The organism is Pseudomonas sp. RA_105y_Pfl2_P56 (assembly GCF_963970845.1).
Lineage (GTDB): Bacteria > Pseudomonadota > Gammaproteobacteria > Pseudomonadales > Pseudomonadaceae > Aquipseudomonas > Aquipseudomonas baetica_A.
The window spans coordinates 36321-60908 of the sequence record NZ_CAXAPL010000018.1 but is presented as its reverse complement, the minus strand read 5'-3'; the positions used below and the strand labels follow the sequence as shown (position 1 = coordinate 60908).

18 protein-coding genes and 1 pseudogene are annotated in these 24588 nt (G+C 59.2%); 18 read left to right on the top strand and 1 reads right to left on the bottom strand.

The features are described 5' to 3' along the window. The first annotated feature begins 210 nt into the window (after positions 1–210). From glnE to AACY11_RS14345, 16 genes and pseudogenes are all read left to right on the top strand, one after another. Positions 211–3150 carry a bifunctional [glutamate--ammonia ligase]-adenylyl-L-tyrosine phosphorylase/[glutamate--ammonia-ligase] adenylyltransferase gene (gene glnE, locus AACY11_RS14420; RefSeq protein ID WP_339495036.1) on the top strand — a complete coding sequence of 980 codons (2940 nt, stop codon included), beginning with the start codon at positions 211–213 and terminating at the stop codon, positions 3148–3150. 243 nt (positions 3151–3393) lie between these two features. After that, on the top strand, positions 3394–4428 hold the full coding sequence (gene waaF, locus AACY11_RS14415) for a lipopolysaccharide heptosyltransferase II (RefSeq protein ID WP_339432269.1): 1035 nt from the start codon (positions 3394–3396) through the stop codon (positions 4426–4428). Between the two features lies 1 nt (position 4429). Beyond that, on the top strand, positions 4430–5491 hold the full coding sequence (gene waaC, locus AACY11_RS14410) for a lipopolysaccharide heptosyltransferase I (RefSeq protein WP_221731249.1): 1062 nt from the start codon (positions 4430–4432) through the stop codon (positions 5489–5491). Further along, positions 5491–6612 carry a glycosyltransferase family 4 protein gene (locus tag AACY11_RS14405; protein ID WP_339495034.1) on the top strand — a complete coding sequence of 374 codons (1122 nt, stop codon included), beginning with the start codon at positions 5491–5493 and terminating at the stop codon, positions 6610–6612. Before waaC ends, AACY11_RS14405 begins: the two co-directional genes overlap by 1 nt. Next, complete coding sequence (gene rfaP, locus AACY11_RS14400) at positions 6613–7419, top strand: lipopolysaccharide core heptose(I) kinase RfaP (RefSeq protein ID WP_339432271.1); 807 nt, start codon at positions 6613–6615, stop codon at positions 7417–7419. Next, positions 7419–8153: a lipopolysaccharide kinase InaA family protein gene (locus AACY11_RS14395; protein ID WP_339432272.1), complete on the top strand. Its 735-nt coding sequence runs from the start codon at positions 7419–7421 to the stop codon at positions 8151–8153. The genes rfaP and AACY11_RS14395 overlap by 1 nt, the downstream gene beginning before the upstream one ends. Then, positions 8150–8902, top strand: coding sequence for a lipopolysaccharide kinase InaA family protein (locus AACY11_RS14390; protein WP_339465363.1), 753 nt, complete (start codon positions 8150–8152; stop codon positions 8900–8902). Before AACY11_RS14395 ends, AACY11_RS14390 begins: the two co-directional genes overlap by 4 nt. Beyond that, positions 8902–10353: a lipopolysaccharide kinase InaA family protein gene (locus AACY11_RS14385; RefSeq protein WP_339495033.1), complete on the top strand. Its 1452-nt coding sequence runs from the start codon at positions 8902–8904 to the stop codon at positions 10351–10353. Before AACY11_RS14390 ends, AACY11_RS14385 begins: the two co-directional genes overlap by 1 nt. 220 nt (positions 10354–10573) lie before the next feature. Then, positions 10574–10909 carry a YceK/YidQ family lipoprotein gene (locus AACY11_RS14380; RefSeq protein WP_339495060.1) on the top strand — a complete coding sequence of 112 codons (336 nt, stop codon included), beginning with the start codon at positions 10574–10576 and terminating at the stop codon, positions 10907–10909. Positions 10910–11081: 172 nt separating this feature from the next. Beyond that, the gene (locus tag AACY11_RS14375; protein ID WP_339432276.1) at positions 11082–12839 is read left to right on the top strand and encodes a carbamoyltransferase family protein; all 1758 of its coding nucleotides are present in this window, start codon (positions 11082–11084) and stop codon (positions 12837–12839) included. Then, positions 12823–13953 carry a glycosyltransferase gene (locus tag AACY11_RS14370; RefSeq protein WP_339432277.1) on the top strand — a complete coding sequence of 377 codons (1131 nt, stop codon included), beginning with the start codon at positions 12823–12825 and terminating at the stop codon, positions 13951–13953. Before AACY11_RS14375 ends, AACY11_RS14370 begins: the two co-directional genes overlap by 17 nt. After that, entirely contained in the window at positions 13953–14849 is an 897-nt protein-coding gene (locus tag AACY11_RS14365; protein ID WP_339432278.1) for an antimicrobial resistance protein Mig-14, read from the top strand. Before AACY11_RS14370 ends, AACY11_RS14365 begins: the two co-directional genes overlap by 1 nt. 8 nt (positions 14850–14857) lie before the next feature. Beyond that, positions 14858–16288: a PIG-L deacetylase family protein gene (locus AACY11_RS14360; protein ID WP_339432279.1), complete on the top strand. Its 1431-nt coding sequence runs from the start codon at positions 14858–14860 to the stop codon at positions 16286–16288. Positions 16289–16314: 26 nt separating this feature from the next. Then, positions 16315–16678 (top strand): annotated as a pseudogene (locus tag AACY11_RS14355) (DUF6625 family protein); the annotation flags it as partial. Next, positions 16662–17819 (top strand): glycosyltransferase family 4 protein, encoded by a 1158-nt coding sequence (locus AACY11_RS14350; protein WP_339495031.1) that lies wholly within the window; start codon positions 16662–16664, stop codon positions 17817–17819. The pseudogene AACY11_RS14355 and the gene AACY11_RS14350, both read left to right, overlap by 17 nt. 14 nt (positions 17820–17833) lie before the next feature. Beyond that, entirely contained in the window at positions 17834–18736 is a 903-nt protein-coding gene (locus AACY11_RS14345; RefSeq protein WP_221731335.1) for a glycosyltransferase, read from the top strand. A 79-nt stretch (positions 18737–18815) separates the two neighbouring features. On the opposite strand, the gene AACY11_RS14340 is transcribed toward AACY11_RS14345, so the two are convergent. Next, a complete protein-coding gene (locus AACY11_RS14340; protein ID WP_339432282.1) occupies positions 18816–20678 on the bottom strand; it encodes an O-antigen ligase family protein in 1863 nt (620 codons plus the stop codon). A gap of 154 nt (positions 20679–20832) precedes the next feature. Here AACY11_RS14340 and msbA point away from each other — a divergent pair, with 154 nt between their 5' ends. Together msbA and hldE are read left to right on the top strand one after the other, a co-directional pair. Beyond that, positions 20833–22635, top strand: coding sequence for a lipid A export permease/ATP-binding protein MsbA (gene msbA, locus AACY11_RS14335; RefSeq protein WP_339432283.1), 1803 nt, complete (start codon positions 20833–20835; stop codon positions 22633–22635). A gap of 433 nt (positions 22636–23068) precedes the next feature. Continuing rightward, a complete protein-coding gene (gene hldE / locus AACY11_RS14325; protein ID WP_339432284.1) occupies positions 23069–24490 on the top strand; it encodes a bifunctional D-glycero-beta-D-manno-heptose-7-phosphate kinase/D-glycero-beta-D-manno-heptose 1-phosphate adenylyltransferase HldE in 1422 nt (473 codons plus the stop codon). Positions 24491–24588: the final 98 nt, after the last annotated feature.

The window sequence follows — 24588 nt, the reverse complement described above, 5'->3', positions numbered from 1 at the left end:
TACAGATGAAAGGCTTGTGGCCTCTGACTGCGTTGTGAGAATAATCGTTAAGGTTGGTCGATTACCATCCAAAAAAGGTGAAAGTTTGATGTTGGCTGCCAAAGAAAAAGAAATATCAGCTATTTCTAACTTTTGTTCGACAGTCCTTCGCGTAGCGGGTTTTCATCATTCACTACAAGCGGCCATTTCCACGCCGATCAAGGATAGACCATGACCCTGCCCGTGCTTGCCGAACTGCCCGCCATTCTCCTGCCGTTGGTCAGCCGATCCGAGCAGTCGTTCCGTACGGCCGTCGCTTCGCTGGAAGACGATCACGGCTTCTCGACCTGGACGCCGGAGCGCTGGGCGCAATTCGCCCGCGTCACCGCGGCCAGCGAGTTCGTCATTGAACAGAGCGTTCGTGACCCTTTGATGTTGCTGTCGCTGGTGCAATCCGGCGAACTCGAGCGCTCCTATGCCCCCGGTGAACTGTGTGCGCAGATTGCCACTGCCGTAAATGCTGCGCAGACCGAAGATGAACTCGGGCGCGTATTGCGCCGTCAGCGTGCGCGCCATCAGGTGCGGATCATCTGGCGTGACCTGACCCGGCAGGCCAGCCTGGTGCAGACCTGTCGCGACCTCTCGGACATGGCCGACGCCAGCATCGACCAAGCTTATCAATGGCTGTACAGCCGCCATTGCCAGCAATTTGGCACGCCGACCGGGCGTCGCAGCGGCGAGCCGCAGCAAATGGTCATCCTCGGCATGGGCAAGCTCGGCGCGGTCGAGCTTAACCTGTCCTCGGACATCGACCTGATCTTCGCCTACCCCGAGGGCGGCGAAACCGTCGGCGTGAAGCGCGCGCTGGATAACCAGGAATTTTTCATCCGCCTCGGTCAGCGTCTGATCAAGGCCCTCGATCCGATGACCGTCGATGGCTTCGTGTTCCGTGTCGACATGCGCCTGCGCCCTTACGGTTCGTCCGGCGCGCTGGTGCTGAGCTTCAATGCACTGGAGCAGTATTACCAGGATCAGGGCCGCGACTGGGAACGCTACGCGATGATCAAGGCGCGGGTGGTGGCCGGTGATCAAGTGGCCGGTGAGCAGTTGCTCGACATGCTGCGGCCGTTCGTTTACCGGCGTTATCTGGACTTCTCGGCGATCGAAGCACTGCGCACCATGAAGCAGTTGATTCAGCAGGAAGTGCGGCGCAAAGGCATGGCCGACAACATCAAACTGGGCTCGGGTGGCATCCGCGAGGTCGAGTTCATCGCCCAGGCCTTTCAACTGATTCACGGTGGCCGCGATCTGAGTCTGCAACAGCGTCCTCTATTAAAGGTGCTGAGCACGCTGGAAGGGCAGGGGTACTTGCCGCCAGCGGTGATCAGCGAGTTGCGCGAAGGTTACGAATTCTTGCGTTACACCGAGCACGCGATTCAGGCGATTGCCGACCGCCAGACCCAGATGCTGCCGGACGGCGCTCAGGATCAGGCGCGAATTGCTTTCATGCTCGGGTTTGCTGACTGGGCGTCTTTCCACGAAAAACTGATGTTCTGGCGCGGCCGCGTGGCCTGGCACTTTGCGCAGGTGATCGCCGATCCCGATGAGGAAGAGGGCGCCGAAAGCGAAGTGGTGGTGGGCGGTGAATGGCTGCCGCTGTGGGAAGAGGCGCAGGACGAAGAGGCGGCGTGCCGTCAGTTGCAAGAGGGTGGGTTTGGCGATGCGAGCAAAGCGCTGAAGGCACTGGCGAGTCTGCGCGGCAGTCCGCAATTGCGTGCGATGCAGCGATTGGGGCGTGAGCGTCTCGATGCGTTTATCCCGCGTTTGCTTGCCCAAGCGGTCGAGCATGACAACCCGGATCTGGTACTTGAACGTGTGCTGCCACTGGTGGAAGCGGTTGCCCGGCGTTCGGCTTATTTAGTGTTGCTGACCGAAAACCCTGGTGCGCTGCGCCGTTTGCTGACGCTGTGTGCGGCGAGCCCGTGGATTGCCGAGCAGATCACCCGCTTCCCGCTGCTGCTCGACGAGTTGCTCAACGAAGGTCGACTGTTCAAGCCGCCGCTGGCACCGGAATTGGCCGCTGAGTTGCGCGAGCGTCTGACGCGCATTCCCGAAGACGACCTAGAGCAACAAATGGAAGCCCTGCGCCACTTCAAACTGGCGCACCGCTTGCGCGTCGCGGCTTCGGAAATCGCCGGCAGTTTGCCGCTGATGAAAGTCAGCGATTACCTGACCTGGTTGGCCGAGGCCATTCTCGAACAAGTGCTGGCCCTGGCCTGGCGTCAAACGATCGCCAAATACGGCACGCCGCTGCGCACCGACGGCACCTTGTGTGATCCCGGCTTCATCATTGTCGGTTATGGCAAAGTCGGCGGTCTGGAGTTGGGGCATGGTTCCGATCTGGATCTGGTGTTCATCCATGACGGCGATCCGCAGGCGGAAACCGATGGCCCGAAACCGATCGATGGGGCGCAGTTCTTCACCCGGCTCGGCCAGCGGATCATTCACTTGCTGACGGCGCAGACCAACTCCGGCCAGCTCTATGAAGTGGATATGCGTCTGCGTCCGTCCGGTGCGTCCGGGCTGTTGGTCAGTTCGCTCGGCGCGTTTGCCCGCTATCAGGAAAATGAAGCATGGACGTGGGAGCATCAGGCTTTGGTGCGCGCTCGGGTGTTGGTCGGCAGCCAGGATGTCGGTCAGGCCTTCGAGAAAGTCCGCGCTCAAGTGTTGGGCAAAGCGCGGGATCTGGCGAAGCTGCAACAGGAAGTCAGCGAAATGCGTGCGAAGATGCGCGACAACCTCGGCAGCAAGAGCACTGCGGCCGGTACAGCGGCAAATGCCTTCGAGGCCACGGCGCCGTTCGACCTCAAGCAGGACGCCGGAGGTATCGTCGATATTGAATTTATGGTGCAATACGCGGCCCTGGCGTGGTCGCAAAGCCATCCGCCATTGCTGCGCTGGACCGATAACATCCGCATTCTGGAAGAGCTGGAGCGCGAAGGGCTGATGCCTGCCGAAGAGGCCAGCCTGTTGCGTGAGGCGTATAAAGCCTACCGCTCCGCCGCCCACCGGCAGGCGTTGCAGAAGGATGCCGGGGTGATCCCGGGTGACCAGTTTGCCGATGAGCGTCGGCAGGTAGTGCGGATCTGGCGCGAGTTGGGGCTAAGCTGAAGTGCGCCAATGAAGGTAATGAGATTCAGAAGTGGGAGCGAGCCCGCTCCCACAGTGATCTGCGGTGAGTCGCAGATATGTGAACAGATGCAAAACCCTGTAGGAGCGAGCCTGCTCGCGATCGTGGAGTGACACTCGACAGTCATGTTGAAGGTAATGACCCATCGCAAGCAGCCTGTGTTCCCACCGTGATTATCGAGGCGGGGAGGCGTAATGCCTCCCCGGTTCGTTTTTGGAAACCACATGAATATTCTGATCGTTGGGCCCAGTTGGGTCGGTGACATGGTGATGGCGCAGACCCTGTTTCAGTGTCTCAAGCAACGCCACCCGCAATGCGAAATCGACGTACTGGCCCCAGAGTGGAGCCGGCCGATCCTTGAGCGCATGCCGCAAGTGCGCAAGGCCTTGAGCTTTCCGCTCGGCCACGGCGCGCTGGAGTTGGCGACGCGTCGGCGCATCGGCAAATCCCTGGCCGGTCAGTACGATCAGGCGATCCTGTTGCCCAACTCGCTGAAGTCGGCGCTGGTGCCGTTTTTTGCCGGCATCAAGACACGCACCGGTTGGCGCGGCGAGTTCCGCTACGGCCTGCTCAACGACGTGCGCACTCTCGACAAAGAGCGTTATCCGCTGATGATCGAGCGATTCATGGCTCTGGCCTATGACGCGAACGCCGAGCTGCCAAAACCTTATCCGCGTCCGAGCCTGCAAATCGATCCGGTGAGCCGCGAAGCGGCACTGGCCAAATTTGGCCTGACCCTCGATCGCCCGGTGTTGGCCTTGTGCCCCGGCGCCGAGTTCGGCGAGTCCAAACGCTGGCCGTCGGAGCATTACGCCAAGGTCGCCGAAGCGCGTATTCGTGAGGGCTGGCAGGTGTGGCTGTTCGGTTCGAAGAACGATCATGCGGTGGGCGAAGACATTCGCGCGCGGCTGATTCCCGGTTTGCGTGAAGAGTCGGTGAACCTCAGTGGCGACACGTCCTTGGCCGAGGCTATCGATTTGATGTCCTGCGCCGATTCGGTGGTGTCCAACGACTCCGGCCTGATGCACGTCGCCGCCGCGCTGAACCGGCCATTGGTGGCGGTCTACGGTTCGACTTCGCCAGGCTTTACCCCGCCGCTGGCCGAGCATGTCGAAATCGTCCGTCTGGGCCTTGAATGCAGTCCGTGCTTCGACCGTACTTGCCGGTTTGGCCATTACAACTGCCTGCGCCAATTAATGCCGGACGCGGTCAACGATGCCTTGCAGAAGCTGCACGGCTCTGTGGTCGAGGTTCATTAAGTTGCGGGTATTGCTGATCAAGACTTCTTCGCTGGGCGACGTGATTCACGCGTTGCCAGCGCTGACCGACGCGGCTCGGGCCATTCCCGGGATCAAGTTCGACTGGGTGGTGGAAGAAGGCTTCGCCGAGATTCCGACCTGGCACCCGGCCGTTGGTAAGGTGATTCCGGTGGCGATCCGCCGCTGGCGCAAAAACCTCTGGCAGACCCTCAAGAGCGGCGAGTGGAAACGCTTCAAGCAAAGCGTGCGCGCGAGCAAGTACGACTTGGTGATCGACGCCCAGGGCCTGCTGAAAAGCGCCTGGCTGACCCGCTACGTCAAGGCCCCTGTGGCCGGTCTCGATAAAGGTTCAGCGCGTGAGCCGATCGCGGCGCGTTTTTATGATCGAAAGCTCGCCGTAGCGCGGGGGCAGCACGCCGTTGAGCGGGTGCGGCAGTTGTTTGCCATCGCCCTCGGTTATGACCTGCCCAAGGGGCTGGGCGATTACGGCCTGAGTGTCGAGCGACTGGTGGAGTTGCCGCGCAAGAGTGCTTTCGTGGTGTTCCTCCATGGCACGACGTGGGATACCAAACACTGGCCGGAAGCCTATTGGCGTGAGCTGACCGAACGTGTCGGTTACCTCGGCGTCGGCGTGAAGCTGCCGTGGGGCAATCCGCTGGAGAAGGCCCGTGCCGAGCGCATCGCGGCGGGCTTCAAACACGCCGAAGTCTTGCCGAAGCTGAACCTGGCCGGTGTCGGCAAAGTGTTGGCCGGCGCCCAAGCCTGCGTGGCAGTGGACACCGGTCTCGGCCATTTGGCCGCGGCGCTGGATGTCCCAACGATTTCGCTGTTCGGCCCGACCAATCCGGGCCTGACTGGCGCTTATGGCAAAGTGCAGATTCACTTGGCCAGCGACTTTTCGTGCGCGCCGTGCCTGCAAAAGAAATGTACCTACCAACCGACTGCGCAGGATGCCCGTCAGTTTGACCTGAAACGCGAGCAGCCTCTGTGCTTCACGCGTGTGAATCCCGAGCGTGTCGCCAGCCGACTGAGCACGTTGTTAATGGCTGAGGAGCTGCGCTGATGCAATTGGCATTTGTCCTGTACAAATATTTTCCGTTCGGTGGCTTGCAGCGCGACTTCATGCGCATCGCCCTCGAATGCCAGCAGCGCGGCCACCAGATTCGCGTCTACACCCTGATCTGGGAAGGCGATGTACCGCCCGGTTTCGAAGTGCTGGTGGCGCCGGTCAAGGCGTTCTTCAACCATCGGCGCAACGAAAAGCTCACCGCGTGGATGGAGGCCGATCTGGCCAGGCGGCCGGTGGATCGCCTGATCGGCTTCAACAAAATGCCGGGTCTGGACGTTTACTACGCCGCTGACGGCTGTTTCGAAGACAAGGCGCAGAACCTGCGCAACTCGTTGTATCGCCGCTGGGGCCGCTATCGCCACTTCGCCGAGTACGAGCGTGCGGTGTTCGCCAAGGACGCGAAGACGCAAGTGCTGATGATTTCCGAAGTCCAGCAACCGTTGTTCATCAAGCATTACGACACGCCGATCGAACGCTTCCATCTGCTGCCGCCGGGCATTGCCCAGGATCGTCGGCGCCCGGCGGATGCCGGTGAGATTCGCGCCGGGTTCCGCGCTGAATTCAACCTCAAGGACGACGATCTGCTGCTGGTGCAGATCGGCTCCGGGTTCAAGACCAAGGGCGTGGATCGCAGCCTCAAGGCGCTGGCCGCGTTGCCCGCTGAGCTGAAGAAGCGCACCCGGCTGTTTGTAATCGGCCAGGATGACCCCAAATTGTTCCAGATGCAGAGTGCAACTTTGGGCCTGGGCGACAACGTGACGTTTCTCAAGGGCCGCAGCGATATCCCGCGGTTTCTGCTTGGCGCCGATCTGTTGATCCATCCGGCGTACAACGAAAATACCGGCACAGTGCTGCTTGAAGCGCTCGTCGCCGGTTTGCCGGTGCTGGTCAGCGCGGTCTGCGGTTACGCCCATTACATCGCTGAGGCGGATGCCGGGCGGGTGCTGGACGAGCCGTTCGATCAGGCGCAACTGACCCGGTATTTGACAGACATGTTGACCGATGACTCTGCGCGCGCGGCCTGGAGCCGCAACGGTGTGGCCTTCGCCGAGACGGCCGACCTCTACAGCATGCCGCAGCACGCGGCCGATGTGATTCTGGCGGAGCACGCTTAAATGAAGTTGATGCTGGCTGAACCGTTCAAGAGCCTCTGGGCTGGACGCGACCCGTTCACTGAAGTCGAAGGCTTGCAGGGCGAGGTTTACCGCGAACTCGAAGCGCGCCGGACATTACGCACGGAAGTCGACGGCAACGGATTTTTCGTCAAGATCCACCGAGGCATCGGCTGGGGCGAGATCTTCAAGAACCTGCTGACTGCCAAGCTGCCGGTGCTCGGCGCGGGTCAGGAGTGGAAGGCCATCCAGCGTTTGCAGGAAGTCGGTGTGCCAACCATGACCGCCGTTGCCTACGGCGAGAAGGGCAGCAACCCGGCCGATCAGCATTCGTTTATCGTCACCGAAGAGCTGGCGCCGACTATCAGTCTGGAAGACTTCAGCATCGACTGGGTCAAGCAGCCACCGCAGCCGAAACTCAAGCAGGCGCTGATCGCCGAGGTGGCGCGGATGACCGGCATGATGCACCGCGCCGGCGTCAATCACCGCGACTGCTACATCTGCCACTTCCTGTTGCACACCGACAAACCGGTGACGGCCGAGGACTTCAAGCTCTCGGTGATCGACCTGCACCGGGCCCAGACCCGCGCGGTCATCACCCAGCGCTGGCGCAACAAGGACCTGGCGGCGCTGTACTTTTCCGCGCTGGACATCGGCCTGACTCGCCGCGACAAACTGCGCTTCCTCAAAGGCTACTTCCAGCAACCGCTGCGCCAGATTCTGGCTGAAGAAGCGCCGTTGCTGAGCTGGCTGGAAGGCAAGGCCAACAAACTCTACGAGCGTAAGCAGCGTTACGGGGATGCGCTCTGATGGCGGGTTGGACTCTTGAACCGCAATACAGTGATCTCGCCGAAGATTTCGGCAGCCTCCAAGCTGTCTTTGCCCTGCAAGGCGAGCGTCTGACCCGCGACCCGCTGTCCGAGGTCATTCGCGTACAGCGCAATGGCGTCAACTATTACGTCAAGCGCTACGTCGGCGCCGGTAAAGGCTTGCGCCGTTATCTTGGCAAGCCGCGGGTGAAGATGGAGTGGCAGAATCTCAAGCGTTTCGCCAAGTGGGACATTCCCACTGCCGAAGTGGTGGCTTGGGGGCTGGAGCGCCGTGGCGCGGCGTACGATCGAGGGGCGATGATCACTCGCGAGCTGCCCAACACTGAAGACCTCTCGGCACTCGCCGAGCGCAAGGATCCGAAACTCAAGGATCGTGCCTGGGTCGATGGTGTCAGCCGGCAGTTGGCCGCTTATACCCGCACGATGCACGATCACCGCTTTACCCATAACGATCTGAAATGGCGCAACCTGTTGATTGATGACCAGGCGCGGATATTTCTGATCGATTGCCCCAATGGCGAGTTCTGGCGCGGCTTCTGGCTCAAATATCGGATCACCAAGGATCTGGCCTGTCTCGACAAACTCGCCAAATATCACCTGTCCAATACCCAACGCCTGCGCTTCTATAAGCAATATCGCCAGTGCGACCGGCTGAATGCGGCCGATAAGAAACGGATTCGGCACGTGGTGAGATTTTTCGAGGGACGTGAATGACTGATTTTCTGGCCGAAGAAGACCGCGCGCTGCTTGAACGCCATGGTCTGGGCACTTTTGACGCTCTGTGGGCCAAGCAACTGGAAGCGGTGGATGAGCCGAATACGGCCCGTGGCGGCTGGAGCAGCGTCTTCCGTATGGACCTGGAAGGGCAGGGTTACTACCTCAAGCGCCAGAGCAATTATCTGACGCGCACCCTGCATGCGCCCTTCGGCGAGCCAAGCTTTGCCCGCGAGTTCCGTAATATCAGCCGATATCGCAAACTGGGCATTCCTGCGTTGCAGGCGGCTTTTTTCGGTGAGCGCAAAGTCGATGGCGAAGTCCGGGCGATCCTGTTGACGCGCGCGCTGGACGGCTGGAACGATCTGGAATCGCTGCTCGCGAGCTGGGCAGATCTTAGCGCCGCTCAGCACTCGGCCATCCTCAAGGCCTGTGGGCTGCTGGCTCGGCATCTGCACGGCGTACGACAGGTGCATGGCTGCTTCTACCCCAAACACATTTTTCTGCGGGCCACCGGTGACGGGTATCAGGCGCAACTGATCGACCTGGAGAAAACCCGGCCGTTGTTGTTCGGCATGCGTGACCGGATCAAGGATCTGGAGCCCCTGCAACGTCGCGCTACGGCGTGGGGCGAGCCGCAACTGCGTGAATTGCTGGCGGCATATCTCGATCAACCGACCACCAGTGCGCTGCTCGATCATTGGCTCGTTCGCCTGACCGCGCGCCGCAGCCACAAGGAGACTCGCTGATGCAATTGTCCGAGCTGGCCGCTGCCGGACGAACCCCGCAACTGCCACTGACGGTGGCCCTGGCCGATGCGGCCGGTGTTGCGGATTTGCAGTTGCTGAGTCTGCTGCGGGTCTTGCCGGGGCAGCGCTACGTCGGCGCGGGTGTCTGGCGCGGCCGGCCAGTGCTGGCCAAATTGCTGGTCGGCAGCAAGGCATCCCGGCATTTTCAGCGTGAGCTGGACGGCGTGCGCTTGCTGGCCGCGCAAGGCATGACCACGCCGTTGCTGTTGGCCGATGGCCTGAAGGACGGTGAGGGTGGCTGGCTGCTGTTCGAATTCCTTGAAGGCGCCGAAAGCCTCGGCGATGCCTGGGCGAAAGTCGAGTCGCTGCCGGTGCTGGCGGATGAACAGTCTGCGGTGTTGGCCGAGGCGCTTGGCACCATTGGCGAGCTGCACGGCAAGGGGCTCTGGCAGGAAGATTTGCATCTGGACAATCTGCTGCGTCACGGCGGTCAGTTGTACTTGATCGACGGTGCCGGGATTTGTCTGGAAACCGCCGGTCAGCCGTTGTCGCGACAAAAGGTTCTGGAAAATCTCGGAGTGTTTTTCGCCCAGTTGCCCAAGGCGCTGGAACCGTTTACCGAAGAACTGTTGGTGTATTACTTGCTGAGCAACAGCGAGCACGCGCTGCCGCTGGAAGCCTTGCAGAAACAGATCGACAAGGTGCGCCGCTGGCGTCTGAAGGATTACCTGATCAAGGTCGGTCGCGAATGCACGCTGTTCAGCGTCCGGCGTGGCGCGTTCGGCTTGCGCGCCATTCGTCGCGAGGAAGAGGCGGCGATGGTGCCGGTGCTTGAGAGCGCCGATGCGTTGCTTGATAAGGGCCATCTCTACAAGACTGGCGGCGCCGCGAGCGTCGGCAAGGTCGAAGTTGGCGCCCGCACGCTGGTGATCAAACGCTACAACATCAAGGGATTTGCCCATTGGCTCAAGCGGTTCTGGCGCCCGAGTCGTGCCTGGCATTCGTGGCGTGAAGGCAATCGCCTGGCGTTTCTCGGTATTGCCACGCCCAAACCGCTGGCGGTGCTGGAGAAGCGCTTTTTGTGGTTACGCAGTCGCGCCTATCTGGTGACCGAGTTCCTGCCCGGGCCGGACGTCATCGAGCGCTTTGCGCCTTACGTTGAAAGTGGCGAGGCGCCGGAGTCCGAGTTGGTGGCGCTGGATCAATTGTTTGCCCGATTGATTGCAGAACGCATCAGTCATGGCGACTTCAAGGGGCATAACCTGTTCTGGCAGGATGATCGCTGGGCGCTGATTGATCTCGACTCCATGTGCCAGCATTCCTCGGTGGGCACCTTTGCCGGGGCTTATGCGCGAGACCGGGCGCGGTTCATGCGTAACTGGCCGCAGAGTAGCGCGCTCTATCAGGTGATCGATCAGCGTTTGCCCAAAGATATTTCCAGCAATGACTGAGTCGGCTCTTCGAGCCTTTCGCGAGCATGCCTCTCCCTTGGCATGCATTCCTCCTGTGAGATCAGGCTCGTTCGCGAAGAGGCCAGAAAACCGCTAAGAACACTGTGTGCGCAACAGCGGACAAGCATCACTGACTTGTCCTACAGCCTCATCAGAAGCCATGAACTGTGCCCGTTGCAGCCCCGATGCTAATTTGCCTGACGACTTCGGAGGGCGAATCTTGACCGTAAAACAGGCTGTGACGCTGGGTGCTTTTTCGTGGGTTTTGGCTGGCTGTGGCAGTGCCTTGACCGTATTGCAGGATGATGCCGACGTCGCGCGGGACATGCGCAAGCAAAAAACCTACTGCCAGTCCATTCCACGCATTTACAGTGGGTTGGCCTATGATTTTTGCGTGTTGAACGCACCGCCTGATCCAGGCGGCTATCTTGTCCCGTTCGTGTTGCTGGACTTGCCCTTGTCCGGGGTGTTCGACACCGTTGCGCTGCCTTATACGATTTATCGTCAGTCCACTGAAGGCAATATCGGTATCTACTGGCGCAAGGGCGGTTATTGAGTCTTCAGGCAAGGTTTATCCAAACCATTCGCTGCGGGTCAATTCGCACAGGGTAATTCCCGTCATGTTTACGCTATAATCCCGCCCTTTAGCTGTCTCTCGCCCGGAGTGAGGACACATACATCTTCAAGGCGCATCGCGCCTGAACGCAGACTAAAGAGGCTAGACCCCTGTGGCATTGACGATTCTTGGCCTGTCCGGCGCCCTTAGCCATGATCCATCAGCAGCCTTGTACATCGACGGCAAGCTGGTGGCGGCGGCTGAGGAAGAGCGCTTCGTACGCGATAAGCATGCAAAGAACCGCATGCCCTACGAATCGGCGAAGTTCTGTCTTGAACAGGCCGGTATCAAGCCGTCCGATGTTGATGTGGTGGCGATCCCGTTCGCGCCAATCAGCTTGTTCGGCAAGGCACGCTGGCACTACGCCAAGCGTTACTGGTACGCCCCTGATCGTGCGCTTGATGCAATCCTGATGGGCAACCGTCGCTACAAGCGCTATCGCAACAAGATCGTCTGGTGCCTGGAACAACTGGGTTTTGATCCGAAAAAGATCAAGATCGAGCCGGTCGAACACCATTTGGCTCATGCCTCCAGTGCTTACCACTGCTCCGGTTTCAAAGAGAAAACCGCGATCCTTGGCATCGATGGCAAGGGTGAGTACGCCACGACTTTCTTCGGTTATGGCGAAAACGGCAAGATCCACAAGATCAAGGAATTCTTCGACCCTGACTCCCTCGGCGGCTTGTATGGCGCGATCACCGAGTTCCTCGGTTTCGAGATGCTCGACGGCGAGTTCAAGGTCATGGGCATGGCGCCTTACGGTGATGCCAGCAAATACGATTTCTCGCGCTTGGCTTCGTTCGAAAATGGCGAATTGGTGATCAACACCGACTACGCCAACGTCATCGGCCTGCGTCGCTACAAAGAGAAGGGCAAAGGCTTCTACTTCTCGCCGAAGCTGATCGAATGGCTCGGGCCGAAACGTGAAGGTGACATCGCTGACGAACCTTACATCCACTACGCCGCGAGCATGCAAGCGCTGTTCGAGAAACTGGCGCTGCAAATGATCGACCATTACCTGGGCGATGTGCTCAAGGAAACCGGCAAACTGGCTTTTGCCGGTGGCTGTGCGTTGAACGTCAAGCTGAACCAGAAAATCATTGCTCGTGACGACATCAAAGAGCTGTTCGTACAACCGGCGTCCGGCGATGCCGGCACGGCGGTCGGCGCAGCAGCCTATGTGTCCCATGCCCGTGGCGTTCCGGTCGAGAAGATGGAGCACGTCTACCTCGGCCCGTCTTACAGCAACGAAGACGTGATCGCCGCCTGCGCCCGTCACGAGAGCAAGCCGGTCTGGCGCAAGCTCGACAACATGCCCGAGCAGATCGCCAAAATCATGGTTGACGGCAATCCGGTGGCCTGGTTCCAGGGCCGCATGGAATTCGGTCCGCGTGCGCTGGGTGGCCGTTCGATCATTGGCTGCCCGAGCGTCCCCGGTGTCGCCGACCGCATCAATCATCAGATCAAGTTCCGCGAGCGCTGGAGGCCTTTCTGCCCGTCGATGCTCGACACCGTCGCCCCGCAGATGATCAAGATCGATCACCCGGCGCCGTTCATGACCTTCACCTTTGAAGTGGCTGAAGAGTGGAAGACCCGCGTGCCGGAAGTCGTCCACGAAGACGGCACTTCCCGGGCTCAGGTGCTCAAACGCGAATACAACCCGCGCTACTACGACATGATGAAGGCGCTGGAAAGCCTCACTGGAAATGGCGTATCGCTGAACACCTCGCTCAACCGCCGTGGTGAGCCGATGATCTGCTCGCCGACCGACGCGCTGAACATGTTTTTTGGCTCCGATCTGGAATACCTGATCATGGAAGATATTCTGGTAGTCAAAGAAGGCACAAACGCTTATGACACGCTCGGCTGAACGCCATGTGCTGCAGTTCTGTCACGGCTATGACGGGCCGTTCCTCGACTGCGCGCGGCAGTACGCCAGCCTGTTCGCGGGCACAGGCTATCGGGTGACCACGGTCTTTCTGACCGGCGTCGCCGATAGCGAAGTCGCCGCGGCGTGTGCTTCAGATGAAGTGTTGTTCATGGAATACAGTTCCAAGGCTATTCGTGGCCTGAAGCTGGGCGCTATCGGCGATCTGCGAAAGATCGCCGCTTCACGCAACTTCAGTTTCTGTATTGCCCATCGTTTCAAGCCGATTTACATCGCCTTGCTGGGTACTTCGCTGCCGGTGATCGGCGTACACCACGCGTTCGACGATTACAAACGCGGCACGCGCAAGCTGTTCGCGCACATTTTTCGTAAGCGCCTGAGTCTGCTCGGGGTGTCTGATGCGGTGCGTGACGATATGCGCCGATATCTGCCGAAGTGGCCAGCGACGCGGATTCAGACGTTGTACAACCGCATCGACGTGGCTGCATTGCAAGCCTCTCAGATGTCAGTCGGCGAGGCTCGGGAGACACTGGGGCTTGCGGCGGACGCGTTTATCGTCGGCAACGTCGGACGGCTTCACCCGGACAAGGATCAGGCCACGCTGTTGCACGGTTTTGCCGCGGCTTTGCCCGGTCTGCCGGACAACAGCCAGTTGGTGATCCTCGGCGAGGGCCGTCTGGAGCAAGATCTCAAGGCACTGGCTCGCGAGCTGGGTGTTGGCGACCGCGTGATGTTTCTCGGTCAAGTGTCGCAAGCGCGCAATTACTTCCGCGCGTTTGACGTATTTGCCCTGAGTTCTGATCACGAGCCGTTTGGTATGGTGCTGCTGGAGGCGATGGCCGCCGGTGTGCCATTGCTGAGCACAGCGTGTGGTGGGGCAAAGGAAGTGGTTGAAGGCGTGGGCATTCTGTTCCCTATGGGCGACGCCCAACACCTTGCGCAAGGCCTGCAACATCTGGCGGGAATGAATGATCAACAGCGTCTTCAGTGCGCCGAGCTGATGCTCGACCGTTTACGTGAGCGCTTCTCCGACAGCGCGGTGTACGACACCTTCTGGCGTTTGCCGCAAGTTACCGATCTGGCACCGAGGGGCTGATGCTCAACCGATTTCAAGGCTGGCGCGAACGTGGCTGGTCGCCCGTTGACGCCTCCACCTATGCAACAGCCTGGCAGCGTTTTGGCGGCAGCGTCGCGACTCACCCGCTGGTGGTTGAGCGTCTGGCCGATCTGGCCGGCATCCCGGTGCGCTATCTGGCGTGGGAGCAGGACGGTGACGTCAAAGCCGCGATCCCGACCTGGGGCCGTGATCTGGCCTTATCCAAGGACGTACTCAAACGCAGCGGGAAAAAAGGCTTGTTCGACCTCGGCAACGCAGAGTTGATCTTGCCGGCTGCCGCTGATGCTCAGGCTCCGCTGCGTCATCGCGCACGCTATCTGTCGGCGCTCAACGAAAACCGTTTCAGCGGTATGAAGTTGCAGACCGAACAACTGGCCATGGCCCGTACGCCCGAAGAACTGTCGAAGAAATTTCGCTACAACCAGCGCCGCGAATTGCGTCTGCTGGAGGAGGCGGGCGGGGTGGTGCGTCCGGTCGGCGAGTTTTCCAGTGCCGAGTTGGCGGCGATCTACTGCGATCTGTTTCAGCGTCGCTGGGGCTTTCCGGCCACCGGTGCGGCGCGCATGGCGCAGGTCATCGAGCTGTTGCGCGATCTGTTGATCGGCTCGGTGATCTTCCTCAACGACGCGCCGATTGCGATTCAACTGGTCTATCGCGTTGAAGCGCCGCAATGGATCAGTGTTGAGTACGTCAATGGTGGCGTTGATCCAGAGACCCGTGAATTCAGTCCCGGCAGCGTACTGAGCTTCCTCAATACGCAAAGCGCCTGGGAGCATGCTCGGGCGCTGGACAAGCCGATGCGTTTTTCCTTCGGTCGTGCCGACCGTGAGTATAAGGATCGGTGGTGCAATCCTGTGCCGGTGTTCACCGTATGAGCCAGCTCATGAGCCGTAAACAGCAATTGCTCAAACGCCACCGGCGCAACAAGCGTATCGCTCTGCTGGTGGCGCTGATCGTAATGATCTCAGTCGGCGTGCTGGTTGCTTGGTGGCTGCCATTGTTGCTCGCGGTGCTCGGCTGGATCGCCCATGAGGCCTGGTTTGCCGATCATCTGTTCTATTCGCCGAAAGACGATTACCAGTACAGCTTTCCACCATTCACACCACAACCCAAGGTTCACTTGAACGGCGAACAGTTGCGTTTGGATGACGGCGTGATGCTGGTGGATGATGCCACGTTGATTCTGCAGGTGCGGGTCAAAAGCACTTGGCTGGGACGTTTCCTTGACCCTCGGATCGAGTTGGTTGGTGGCCCTCACCCTGATTCGCAAACCTTCGAGCGTGGCGTCAGCGGCCAGCGTTATCTGAACCTCAGTGGTCATGCACACACCCTTTCGCAGGGTCGGCTGCGCTTGCGGGGGCGTTTCTGCCGGGTGGCCGGCAAGGCGGTCCTGTGGGTGCTGGAGCAACCGGATTATCGTCGTCAGCGCGTGATGGTGATCGCGCCGCATGCGGACGACGCTGAATTGGCGGCCTACGGTTTGTATAGTCAGGCCGACGAAGCCTGGATTGTCACCCTGACGGCTGGTGAGATCGAAGCCGAACATTATCAGCAGATGGGCATGAACAAGGTCGAGGCTGCCAGGCTCAAGGGCCGTCTGCGCGCCTGGGACAGTCTGGCCGTGCCGCGTTGGGCCGGTGTGCCGCAGGAGCACTGCGTGCAGCTCGGCTATTTCTGTCTGCAACTGGCAGCGATGCAAGCCGCGCCGAATCAGTCCGTGGGCTCGCGTGAAGCCGATCTGAATGACACGCGACTGTTTCGTCAGTTGAACCCGTTCACCTTGCCCGGTGATGCCGACGGTGCGCCGACCTGGAACAATCTGCTGGCGGACCTGCGTGAGGTTCTGTTGCGCGCACGCCCGGATGTGATCGTGCTGCCGCACCCGACGCTGGATCCGCATCCCGACCACATCTGCGCCCAGCAAGCCGTGGTTGAAGCCTTGAGCCATCTTGACTGGCAACCGACGCTGCTCGGTTACGCCAACCATCTGCACGACAACGACCGTTGGCCGATGGGCGACACAGGGCAGGGAATTGCGCTGCCGCCGGCCTTCGATCCGGCCGTTCCGATGCAGCCACTGTGTCTGCCTCTGTCCATAGAGCAACAACGCGACAAGGCGATGGCGCTCGGCATGATGCATGACTTGCAACCGCCGGCATCACTCAAGCGTCGCCTGCGACGATTGATTCAGTGGCAGTTGGCCAGTAGAGTGCCGTCGGTCTACGGCGAGAATGAATTTTTCAGGAAAGCGGTCAGGCGTCAGGAGTTGTTCTGGCTTCTCAGGCGTGGTGACACTCCTGTTAAGCCGCGTTAATGACATTCGCAGACTGGACTTGCCATCGCCGTTATTTCTCTGCGCATCGACTGGCTGGCTATGGTCTGTTTTCGATTCATGAGCGTCGGGTGGCGGGGCACTTGTATCTGATGTGCAACACCGCGCTCAAGCGCGAGTGGTTCATAAAGATCAAGGACTGGCGGCAACGGTTTACCGATCAGACACATCATGCGATGGACGAAAGCGCATTCAGCCGCATCGGATGGCGATCGTCCATTATCGTATTCCCATTTCGTTTGCTGAAAACGCAACGAATGGTCTCGATTGTCTCAGCCGAATCAGGCCGAAATCAGGCGCATTGCCGCCGGTCATGCTTGGATTATCAATGCAACGGGTTTCCACGAGGGGTCTTATGAGTCAACGATCTAAGGTCCTGCAACTGCAGCCTGATTACAACATCAAGGCACATGATTTTGCCGATCTCTCCGAGCAGATCGTCAAAGCCCTGCCGACGGATCGCTATGAAGTGACCGCAGCGTTTCTGCGCGGTAAACCCGCACCCGGCGAACCGGTGAGCCGTTCTGATCATTCGGTGTATTTCGAGTTTTCCGACAAGTCGCTTAAAGGTATGCGTCTGCGGGCGATGTGGCAGTTGTACAAGTTCTGCCGCCGTGAAAAGTTCGATGTGGTGATCTGCAATCGCTTCAAACCGGTGAACATGATGCTGACGCTCAATCGTTGGCTGAAGGTGCCGTTGTGCATTGGCATTTCCCACGGTTTCGGCGAATACGACCGCTTTTATCGACGCCGCCAGACCCAGCGCCTGATCGATCGGCACTGGCGGCTCGTCGGTGTCTCACCGGCAGTCAAACAGTACCTGCTCGATTGCGACTGCGGTTTCACCGACCAGAACACTTACGCCATCACCAATGCAATCGACATCGAACAGGCCGAAGGCTTGCAGCATAGCCGCGAGCGAGCGCGCGAACTATTGGGGATCGACCCGAATGTGCGGCTGATCGGCGCGCTGGGGCGGTTGGTATCGGTCAAGGGCCACACTTATCTGTTGCAGGCTTTCGCGGCGTTGAAGGACAAGTATCCGAATACTCAGTTGGCGATCATTGGTGCCGGCCGCCTGCAGGAGCCGTTGACTGCCGAGATCGAGCAACTGGGTCTGTGTGGTCGTGCGCACTTGCTGGGTTTCAAGGAAAACGCCCTGCAATATGTGCGCGCCTTCGATATCTGGACCATGCCATCGTTAGCCGAAGGTCTGGGCCTGGCACTACTCGAAGGCATGAGCGGTCACTTGCCGGTGATTGCTTCGAACGTACCGGCCATGTTGCCGTTGATCGAAGGTGCCGGTGGCCTGGCGACCATGCCCAAGGACGTACCGAGCCTGGTCGCGGCGCTCGATACCTACCTCGCACTGTCGGATGACGAACTCAAGGCCAAGGGCGAGCAGGCCTACCGTTATCTGCAGGAGCAACACGACATTGAGGTGTTCCGTCAGGCGTACCTGGACCTGATCGACTCCGGCCTGGAACAGGCCCGCAAGGAGCAGCAGCCGTGAGCGAAGGACAAACCATGCGCGAAGAACAAACTGCAAGCGACCGGCAAACACTCGTCACCGTCATCATTGCCTCTTATAACCACGGTCCATACATTGAGGAGAGCATCCTCAGCGTCCTTGACCAGACCTACAAAAACATCGAATTGCTGGTAATCGATGACGGCTCGAAGGACGACAGCGTCGAGCGCATCACTGCGTTACAGGCGCAGCACGGATTCGATTTTCGCGTGCAGCAGAATCAGGGGCTGACCAATACGCTCAATGGTGCCATCGCGCGTGCCAAGGGTAGCCTGATCGTGCCGTTCGGTTCAGACGACATCATGTACCCTGATCGTATTGCCATCCAGGTGGCCTACATGGACGGTAAGCCGGAAGTGGGAATTTGCGCCGGTAACATCGAGTTGATCGATGCCGACGGCAACCTCTATCCAGAGAAGCGCCAGCGCCGGGATGTGCCATTCCGGCGCCTGGACTTCGATGACATGTTCCTTGAGCGCAAGCCGTACCCACCGGCCCCGACCCTGATGATCCGTCGCGAGGCGCTGGAAGCGGTCGGTGGTTTTGATCCGACGATTCGTCTGGAGGACTTGTTGATCGAGTTGAAGGTGACCCGGGCCGGCTACTTTATCGATGGCCTGAGCGTCGTCATGGCGCGCTACCGCAAGCACGCCACCAATTCGTACAAGAACCATCGCTTCATGATCGAAAACATCCTGCGCACTTACGCGTTGTTCAGTGATCACCCGCTGTACGACGAAGTGCGCTACAGATTTCTCAGTTCCATGTTCCTCAAAGCGTCCAACCGCGATCGCAAGCTGGCCAGGGAACTGCTGGCGCAGATTCCATTCAAGGCATGGAACAAGAAGACCTGGCGCGGATTGGCGCGGATGTATCTTTCCCCGCTGGAAAAAGACTGAGTCACAAGCCGCTCGCGATCAGTGAGCGGCTTCGTTGGCATGGCAAGTTGATCGTGAATCCGGCGAACCGGCTTCGTCCTCAATGCTCGCCTGTTGGCCCATTGCTTGCCAGCACTTGCTTTTGCAATTTATCCACTGCGGATGGCGACGCCATCGTGGCATATCCCTGTAGCAGCGCATCGAGGTGATCCTCGAACAGCCAGCGTTTGTCTACGGTGTAGCGCTGCATATGGCGCAAATTGCGCTGGCGCAGCGAGTTGCTCAATGCTGAAGGGTAGATGCACAGATCCGCCAGGTCGATCAGCCCGAACTCGCCATCCTCCAGCACAAGTACGTTGCCCAAGTGCAATGAGCGGAAATACACACCTTTTTCATGCAATTGCGCCATGAACTTGCCGAAGCGTTCCACCAGGGCCTGGCGGACAGCGGGAGCGGTGATGCTCTGCAATACCTGGCGCAGCGTGTGCCCTGGCAATGGCGCATAGTGCACGGCACTGCTGCCGTCGTCGAGGCGATACAGGTTCAGGATTTGTGGTGTGGGAATGCCCATCAGGCGCAGTTGTTCGCTGTTGACGGCGAAGCGTTCGGAGTACGGGTTGAAACTGCCAGAGGTGTACCAGCGACGACGGCGGAACAGCTTGAGGAAGCTGCCGTCGCTCAGGCACAGGACTTTGGGGCCAAGACCGTCTTCTTCAACTATTTGAGCGTCGCTGCTCAGTTGCTGAAAGTTGGCCGGTGCCAGTTTTTGAACCGGTATTGTCAGTAGACGACGTGCGCGCTGATTGATACTCAGCGCAGCGATCAGTGCCAATGGTATCCACAGCAGAAACCAGTGTTCCTTGGGGCGTGAGATGATCCCTCCACCCTCTGTCAGCCCGGCCCCGATGCCGAACACCAGCCAGGTCGAAGCGATGATAAACAACGGTTGCACACGCAAGCGCCAACTGCTCAGCAGTCCCCACGCCTGGAAGAACAGCCATGGCAGCAAACCGAATATCCCTACGTAATAGAGAACACCCAGCACAAAACTGTGCGGTTCCTCGAAGTTCACCCCAAGGCCGGGGTCGACGCTGAGGCTTGCGCTGTAGCCATGGCCGATCCATGGATGCTCGGCCACCTTAAGCAGGACCTGCCGCCAGATTTCCAGCCGGTATGAATCGCCACGCTCGATGATCATTTGCGAAAACACTGTCAGCACGGCAGCGCCACTGAGAAACAGTGCCGCTAACAGGCCCAGTGAGCGGCGATTCCAGCAGATCAAGCACAGCCACAAAGCGGCCAGCGTCAGAGCGACCAGTGGGGTTCTGGAGCCGGTGCCGATTACGGCGATAAACATGATCGCCATCGCCGGCACGCTGAGCCACATCATCTGGCGGCGCTTGCAGATCATGGTCACACTCAGCCAGTAGGCGCTGAAAAAACCGAAGAGATGCGAACTGAGCAGTGGATTGTCGAACGCCCCACCCCCGATCAGGCGCATGCCCGGTTCATACACTCGTGCAAACGTGAACAGAAAGAAAGTCGTGGCAATCAGTGCGACCAATGCGGCGGTGAACAGCAAGGGTTGCAGGATGTCGCTGCGATAGCGCACCAACAGATAGCAACCGACAAACAGCAGCAGTGTATGCAATGGCGGTTTGAGCTTCCCGTCGAAGGGTTCACCCGACGGTCCCCAGGCAAGACTGAGCAAGGCCCAGGCAACGAACACGATGGCTGCGATGAAAATCGGTTCGCCCAGCAGCGCCCTGAGTTCACGAGGGCGCAGGCACAGCGCAATCAGCGCCGGAATGCTGAACAGCCCGTAATACAGTTTGTGAAGCTGACTTCGGCCCGGCAAAAAGAAAAATGCACAGAGGAGCAAGAAATAGCCGGTTGGAAGAATCCACCGGCTAATGAAATCGAAAACTCGATTGGACGTACTGCTGAAGCCGCGAAGTTGCATGCTGTGAGATTCAATCCTGAAGTTGATCGGCCATTCGGGTGATGGCTATTTGATGCTGAAAAAGATGCCTAACAATAACAGCCTTTCACCGATTGCCAGAACCCTTGAGAAGCTGTGCTAAAGTCTGCGTCCTTTTTATCGACTTTCGCGTGATATGACCGACTCCAGTCTCGCCGCAAGCCCTTCGAGCTTGAAAATCTACTTCCGCCTGCTCGGCTACGTCAGGCCGTACATCAGTTTGTTCCTGATCAGCATTGTCGGTTTTTTGATTTTCGCTTCGACGCAGCCGATGCTTGGCTACATCCTCAAGTATTTTGTTGACGGCCTGTCGAACCCTGAAGCGGTGCTGTTCCCCTCCGTGCCCTACCTGCGTGACCTGCAACTGCTGCAGGCCGTGCCGCTGCTGATCATCCTGATTGCTGCGTGGCAGGGGCTGGGTTCTTATCTGGGTAACTATTTTCTGGCCAAGGTATCCCTCGGCCTGGTGCATGACTTGCGGGTGCAACTGTTCAATAACCTGCTGGTCCTGCCCAACCGCTATTTCGACAAGCATAACTCCGGTCATCTGATTTCGCGCATTACCTTCAACGTGACCATGGTCACAGGGGCGGCGACAGATGCGATCAAGGTCGTAATCCGTGAAGGCATGACAGTGATCTTCCTGTTTGTCTCCTTGATGTTCATGAACTGGAAGCTGACGTTGGTCATGGTCGCGATCCTGCCGCTCATCGCTCTGATGGTGCGCACCGCGAGCAAAAAATTCCGCAAGCAGAGCAAGAAGATCCAACTGGCCATGGGCGACGTTACCCACGTGGCCTCGGAAACCATTCAGGGCTATCGTGTCGTGCGCAGCTTCGGCGGCGAGGTCTACGAACAGAAACGCTTCTTCAATGCCAGCCAGGGCAACACCGACAAACAACTGCGCATGACCCGCACTGGTGCGATCTACACGCCGTTGCTGCAACTGGTGATCTACAGCGCCATGGCTGTGTTGATGTTCCTGGTGCTGTTCCTGCGCGGTGACGCGTCGGCCGGTGACATGGTCGCCTATATCACTCTGGCCGGCCTGTTGCCCAAGCCCATCCGTCAGTTGTCTGAAGTCAGTTCAACAATTCAGAAAGGTGTGGCCGGTGCCGAAAGCATTTTCGAGCAACTGGACGTCAAGCCTGAAACCGACACCGGTACGGTCGAGCGCGATTCGGTGACCGGTCGTCTTGATGTACGTAACCTGAGCTTTACCTACCCGGACACTGAACGTCAGGTGCTCGATGACATCAGCTTTTCGGTCGAGCCCGGGCAGATGGTGGCGCTTGTCGGCCGTTCGGGCAGCGGCAAGTCAACGCTGGCCAATCTGATTCCGCGCTTCTATCACCACGACAAGGGCGAAATCCTTATCGACGGTGTGGAAGTCGAGCAGTACAAACTGCTTAACCTGCGCCGTCATATCGCCCAAGTGACCCAACACGTGACCTTGTTCAGCGACACCGTGGCCAACAACATCGCTTATGGCGATCTGGTTGGCGCACCGCGTGAAGACATCGAGAAGGCTGCGTGTGACGCCTACGCGATGGACTTCATTTCGCAACTGCCTGAAGGCCTGGACACCCAGGTCGGCGAGAACGGGGTATTGCTTTCCGGTGGCCAGCGCCAGCGCCTGGCGATTGCCCGTGCATTGCTCAAGAACGCACCGTTGCTGATTCTCGATGAGGCAACCTCGGCTCTCGACACGGAATCCGAACGGCACATTCAAGCGGCGCTGGATCAGGTCATGAAGGGCCGCACCACGCTAGTGATTGCTCACCGTTTATCGACCATCGAGAAAGCCGATCTGATTCTGGTCATGGACCAGGGGCGGATCGTCGAGCGCGGTACTCACGATGAACTATTGGCGCAAAACGGTTACTACGCGCGTCTGAACGCCATGGGGCTCGACGCCCCGGCCGAAGACATCGCCTGACTCAGCGTTCCTGTTCGTTCATTGATGTGCCCAAATGCGCGGGCAGCCACGTAGGCGTCGCGGTGTTCAATGGCTGGCGCCCGTCATACGGGTACGAAGATCAATTCCCGGCGCAGTTTGCCGTGGCGTTCAGGTTTTCCTCGTCGGCCCAAGAGTTCTGTCCCTGCGGAACAAGCGGGGGGGGCGGCGGGCTTATCAGCGTGATTACGAACTGCTCGCTTATGGGTGAACAATTGTATGTACCGCTGCTGTCGAGTGTCGGATCGATACCGAAACTCTCGAGTTGTCCGAGGCAGGCCAGCAATTCGCCGCCCATTTGCTCAAAAAACAAGCAAAGACAATAGCTGTTTCATCCTGTTGCAGCCTGTACACAAGCCTGCGCCAACCCTGTGTTAATATCGCGCCCCTGTTCATTTTGTATGTGGGTTGCTCCATGAAGTTGTCCATGCCGCGATTCGATCAAGCCCCAGTCTTGGTGGTCGGTGATGTCATGCTCGACCGTTACTGGCATGGCGGAACCTCACGGATTTCCCCTGAGGCCCCGGTGCCGGTCGTTAAAGTCGAGCAAATCGAAGATCGTCCGGGCGGTGCCGCCAACGTTGCCTTGAACATTGCCGCGCTGGGTGCGCCGGCGTCCCTGGTCGGTGTGACCGGTGACGACGAAGCCGCCGACAGCCTGAGCAACAGTCTCAAGGGCGTGGGCGTACGTGCCTTGTTCCAGCGCATTGCGCACCAGCCAACCATCGTCAAGCTGCGGGTCATGAGCCGGCACCAGCAACTGCTGCGTATCGACTTCGAAGAACCGTTCGCCACTGACGCACTTGCCCTTGGCTCGCAGGTCGATGACTTGCTTGAAGGCGTCAAAGTGCTGGTGTTGTCCGACTACGGTAAAGGTGCATTGAGAAACCATCAGGCCCTTATCCAGGCGGCACGCGCCAAAAACATCCCGGTGCTGGCCGACCCGAAAGGCAAGGACTTCTCGGTCTATCGTGGCGCCAGCCTGATTACCCCGAACCTCAGTGAATTCGAAGCCATCGTCGGCGGTTGTGTCGATGAGCACGAACTCGTCAGCAAGGGTGCGACGCTGATGCACGACCTGGAACTCGGCGCTTTGCTGGTAACACGGGGCGAGCACGGCATGACGTTGCTACGCCCTGATCAGCCAGCGCTGCACCTGCCTGCCCGGGCCCGTGAGGTATTCGATGTGACCGGTGCCGGTGATACTGTGATTTCCACCCTCGCGGCAGCCATCGCAGCCGGCGAAGATCTGCCCCACGCGGTGGCGCTGGCCAACCTGGCAGCGGGCATTGTCGTTGGCAAACTTGGTACGGCGGCCATCAGCGCCCCGGAATTGCGTCGCGCGATTCAGCGTGAAGAGGGTTCCGAGCGCGGCGTGCTGGGTCTTGAACAGTTGTTGCTCGCAGTGGCCGATGCACGGGCGCATAACGAAAAAATCGTGTTCACCAATGGCTGCTTCGACATTCTGCATGCCGGTCACGTGACCTATCTGGAACAGGCACGGGCCCAAGGCGATCGACTGATCGTCGCAGTCAACGACGATGCTTCGGTCAGTCGCCTGAAGGGGCCGGGTCGCCCGATCAACAGTGTCGACCGGCGCATGGCCGTGCTGGCTGGGCTTGGGGCGGTGGACTGGGTGATCAGCTTCCCTGAAGGCACGCCGGAAAACCTGCTACGCGAAGTCAAACCGGATGTGCTGGTCAAGGGGGGCGATTACGGGATCGACCAAGTGGTCGGCGCGGACATCGTGACGGCTTATGGAGGCACCGTGAAAGTGCTGGGGCTCGTGGAAAACAGCTCGACAACGGCGATTGTCGAAAAAATCCGCAGTCGCTGATCAGATGAATTTTTGCCGTTGTGTACTGCGTGTGAACGGATTTTGCCTTGGGGATCGAGCCGTTTCCGATGATGTTGGCAAGGTTGAGTCCGCTGCGC

Excerpts from the sequence above, each read along its gene's own strand:
- glnE (WP_339495036.1), top strand. The coding sequence starts at position 211 with ATGACCCTGCCCGTGCTTGCCGAACTGCCCGCCATTCTCCTGCCGTTG.
- waaF (WP_339432269.1), top strand. The coding sequence starts at position 3,394 with ATGAATATTCTGATCGTTGGGCCCAGTTGGGTCGGTGACATGGTGATG.
- AACY11_RS14405 (WP_339495034.1), top strand. The coding sequence starts at position 5,491 with ATGCAATTGGCATTTGTCCTGTACAAATATTTTCCGTTCGGTGGCTTG.
- rfaP (WP_339432271.1), top strand. The coding sequence starts at position 6,613 with ATGAAGTTGATGCTGGCTGAACCGTTCAAGAGCCTCTGGGCTGGACGC.
- AACY11_RS14395 (WP_339432272.1), top strand. The coding sequence starts at position 7,419 with ATGGCGGGTTGGACTCTTGAACCGCAATACAGTGATCTCGCCGAAGAT.
- AACY11_RS14390 (WP_339465363.1), top strand. The coding sequence starts at position 8,150 with ATGACTGATTTTCTGGCCGAAGAAGACCGCGCGCTGCTTGAACGCCAT.
- AACY11_RS14385 (WP_339495033.1), top strand. The coding sequence starts at position 8,902 with ATGCAATTGTCCGAGCTGGCCGCTGCCGGACGAACCCCGCAACTGCCA.
- AACY11_RS14370 (WP_339432277.1), top strand. The coding sequence starts at position 12,823 with ATGACACGCTCGGCTGAACGCCATGTGCTGCAGTTCTGTCACGGCTAT.
- AACY11_RS14365 (WP_339432278.1), top strand. The coding sequence starts at position 13,953 with ATGCTCAACCGATTTCAAGGCTGGCGCGAACGTGGCTGGTCGCCCGTT.
- AACY11_RS14360 (WP_339432279.1), top strand. The coding sequence starts at position 14,858 with ATGAGCCGTAAACAGCAATTGCTCAAACGCCACCGGCGCAACAAGCGT.
- AACY11_RS14350 (WP_339495031.1), top strand. The coding sequence starts at position 16,662 with ATGAGTCAACGATCTAAGGTCCTGCAACTGCAGCCTGATTACAACATC.
- AACY11_RS14345 (WP_221731335.1), top strand. The coding sequence starts at position 17,834 with ATGCGCGAAGAACAAACTGCAAGCGACCGGCAAACACTCGTCACCGTC.
- AACY11_RS14340 (WP_339432282.1), bottom strand. The coding sequence starts at position 20,678 with ATGCAACTTCGCGGCTTCAGCAGTACGTCCAATCGAGTTTTCGATTTC.
- msbA (WP_339432283.1), top strand. The coding sequence starts at position 20,833 with ATGACCGACTCCAGTCTCGCCGCAAGCCCTTCGAGCTTGAAAATCTAC.
- hldE (WP_339432284.1), top strand. The coding sequence starts at position 23,069 with ATGAAGTTGTCCATGCCGCGATTCGATCAAGCCCCAGTCTTGGTGGTC.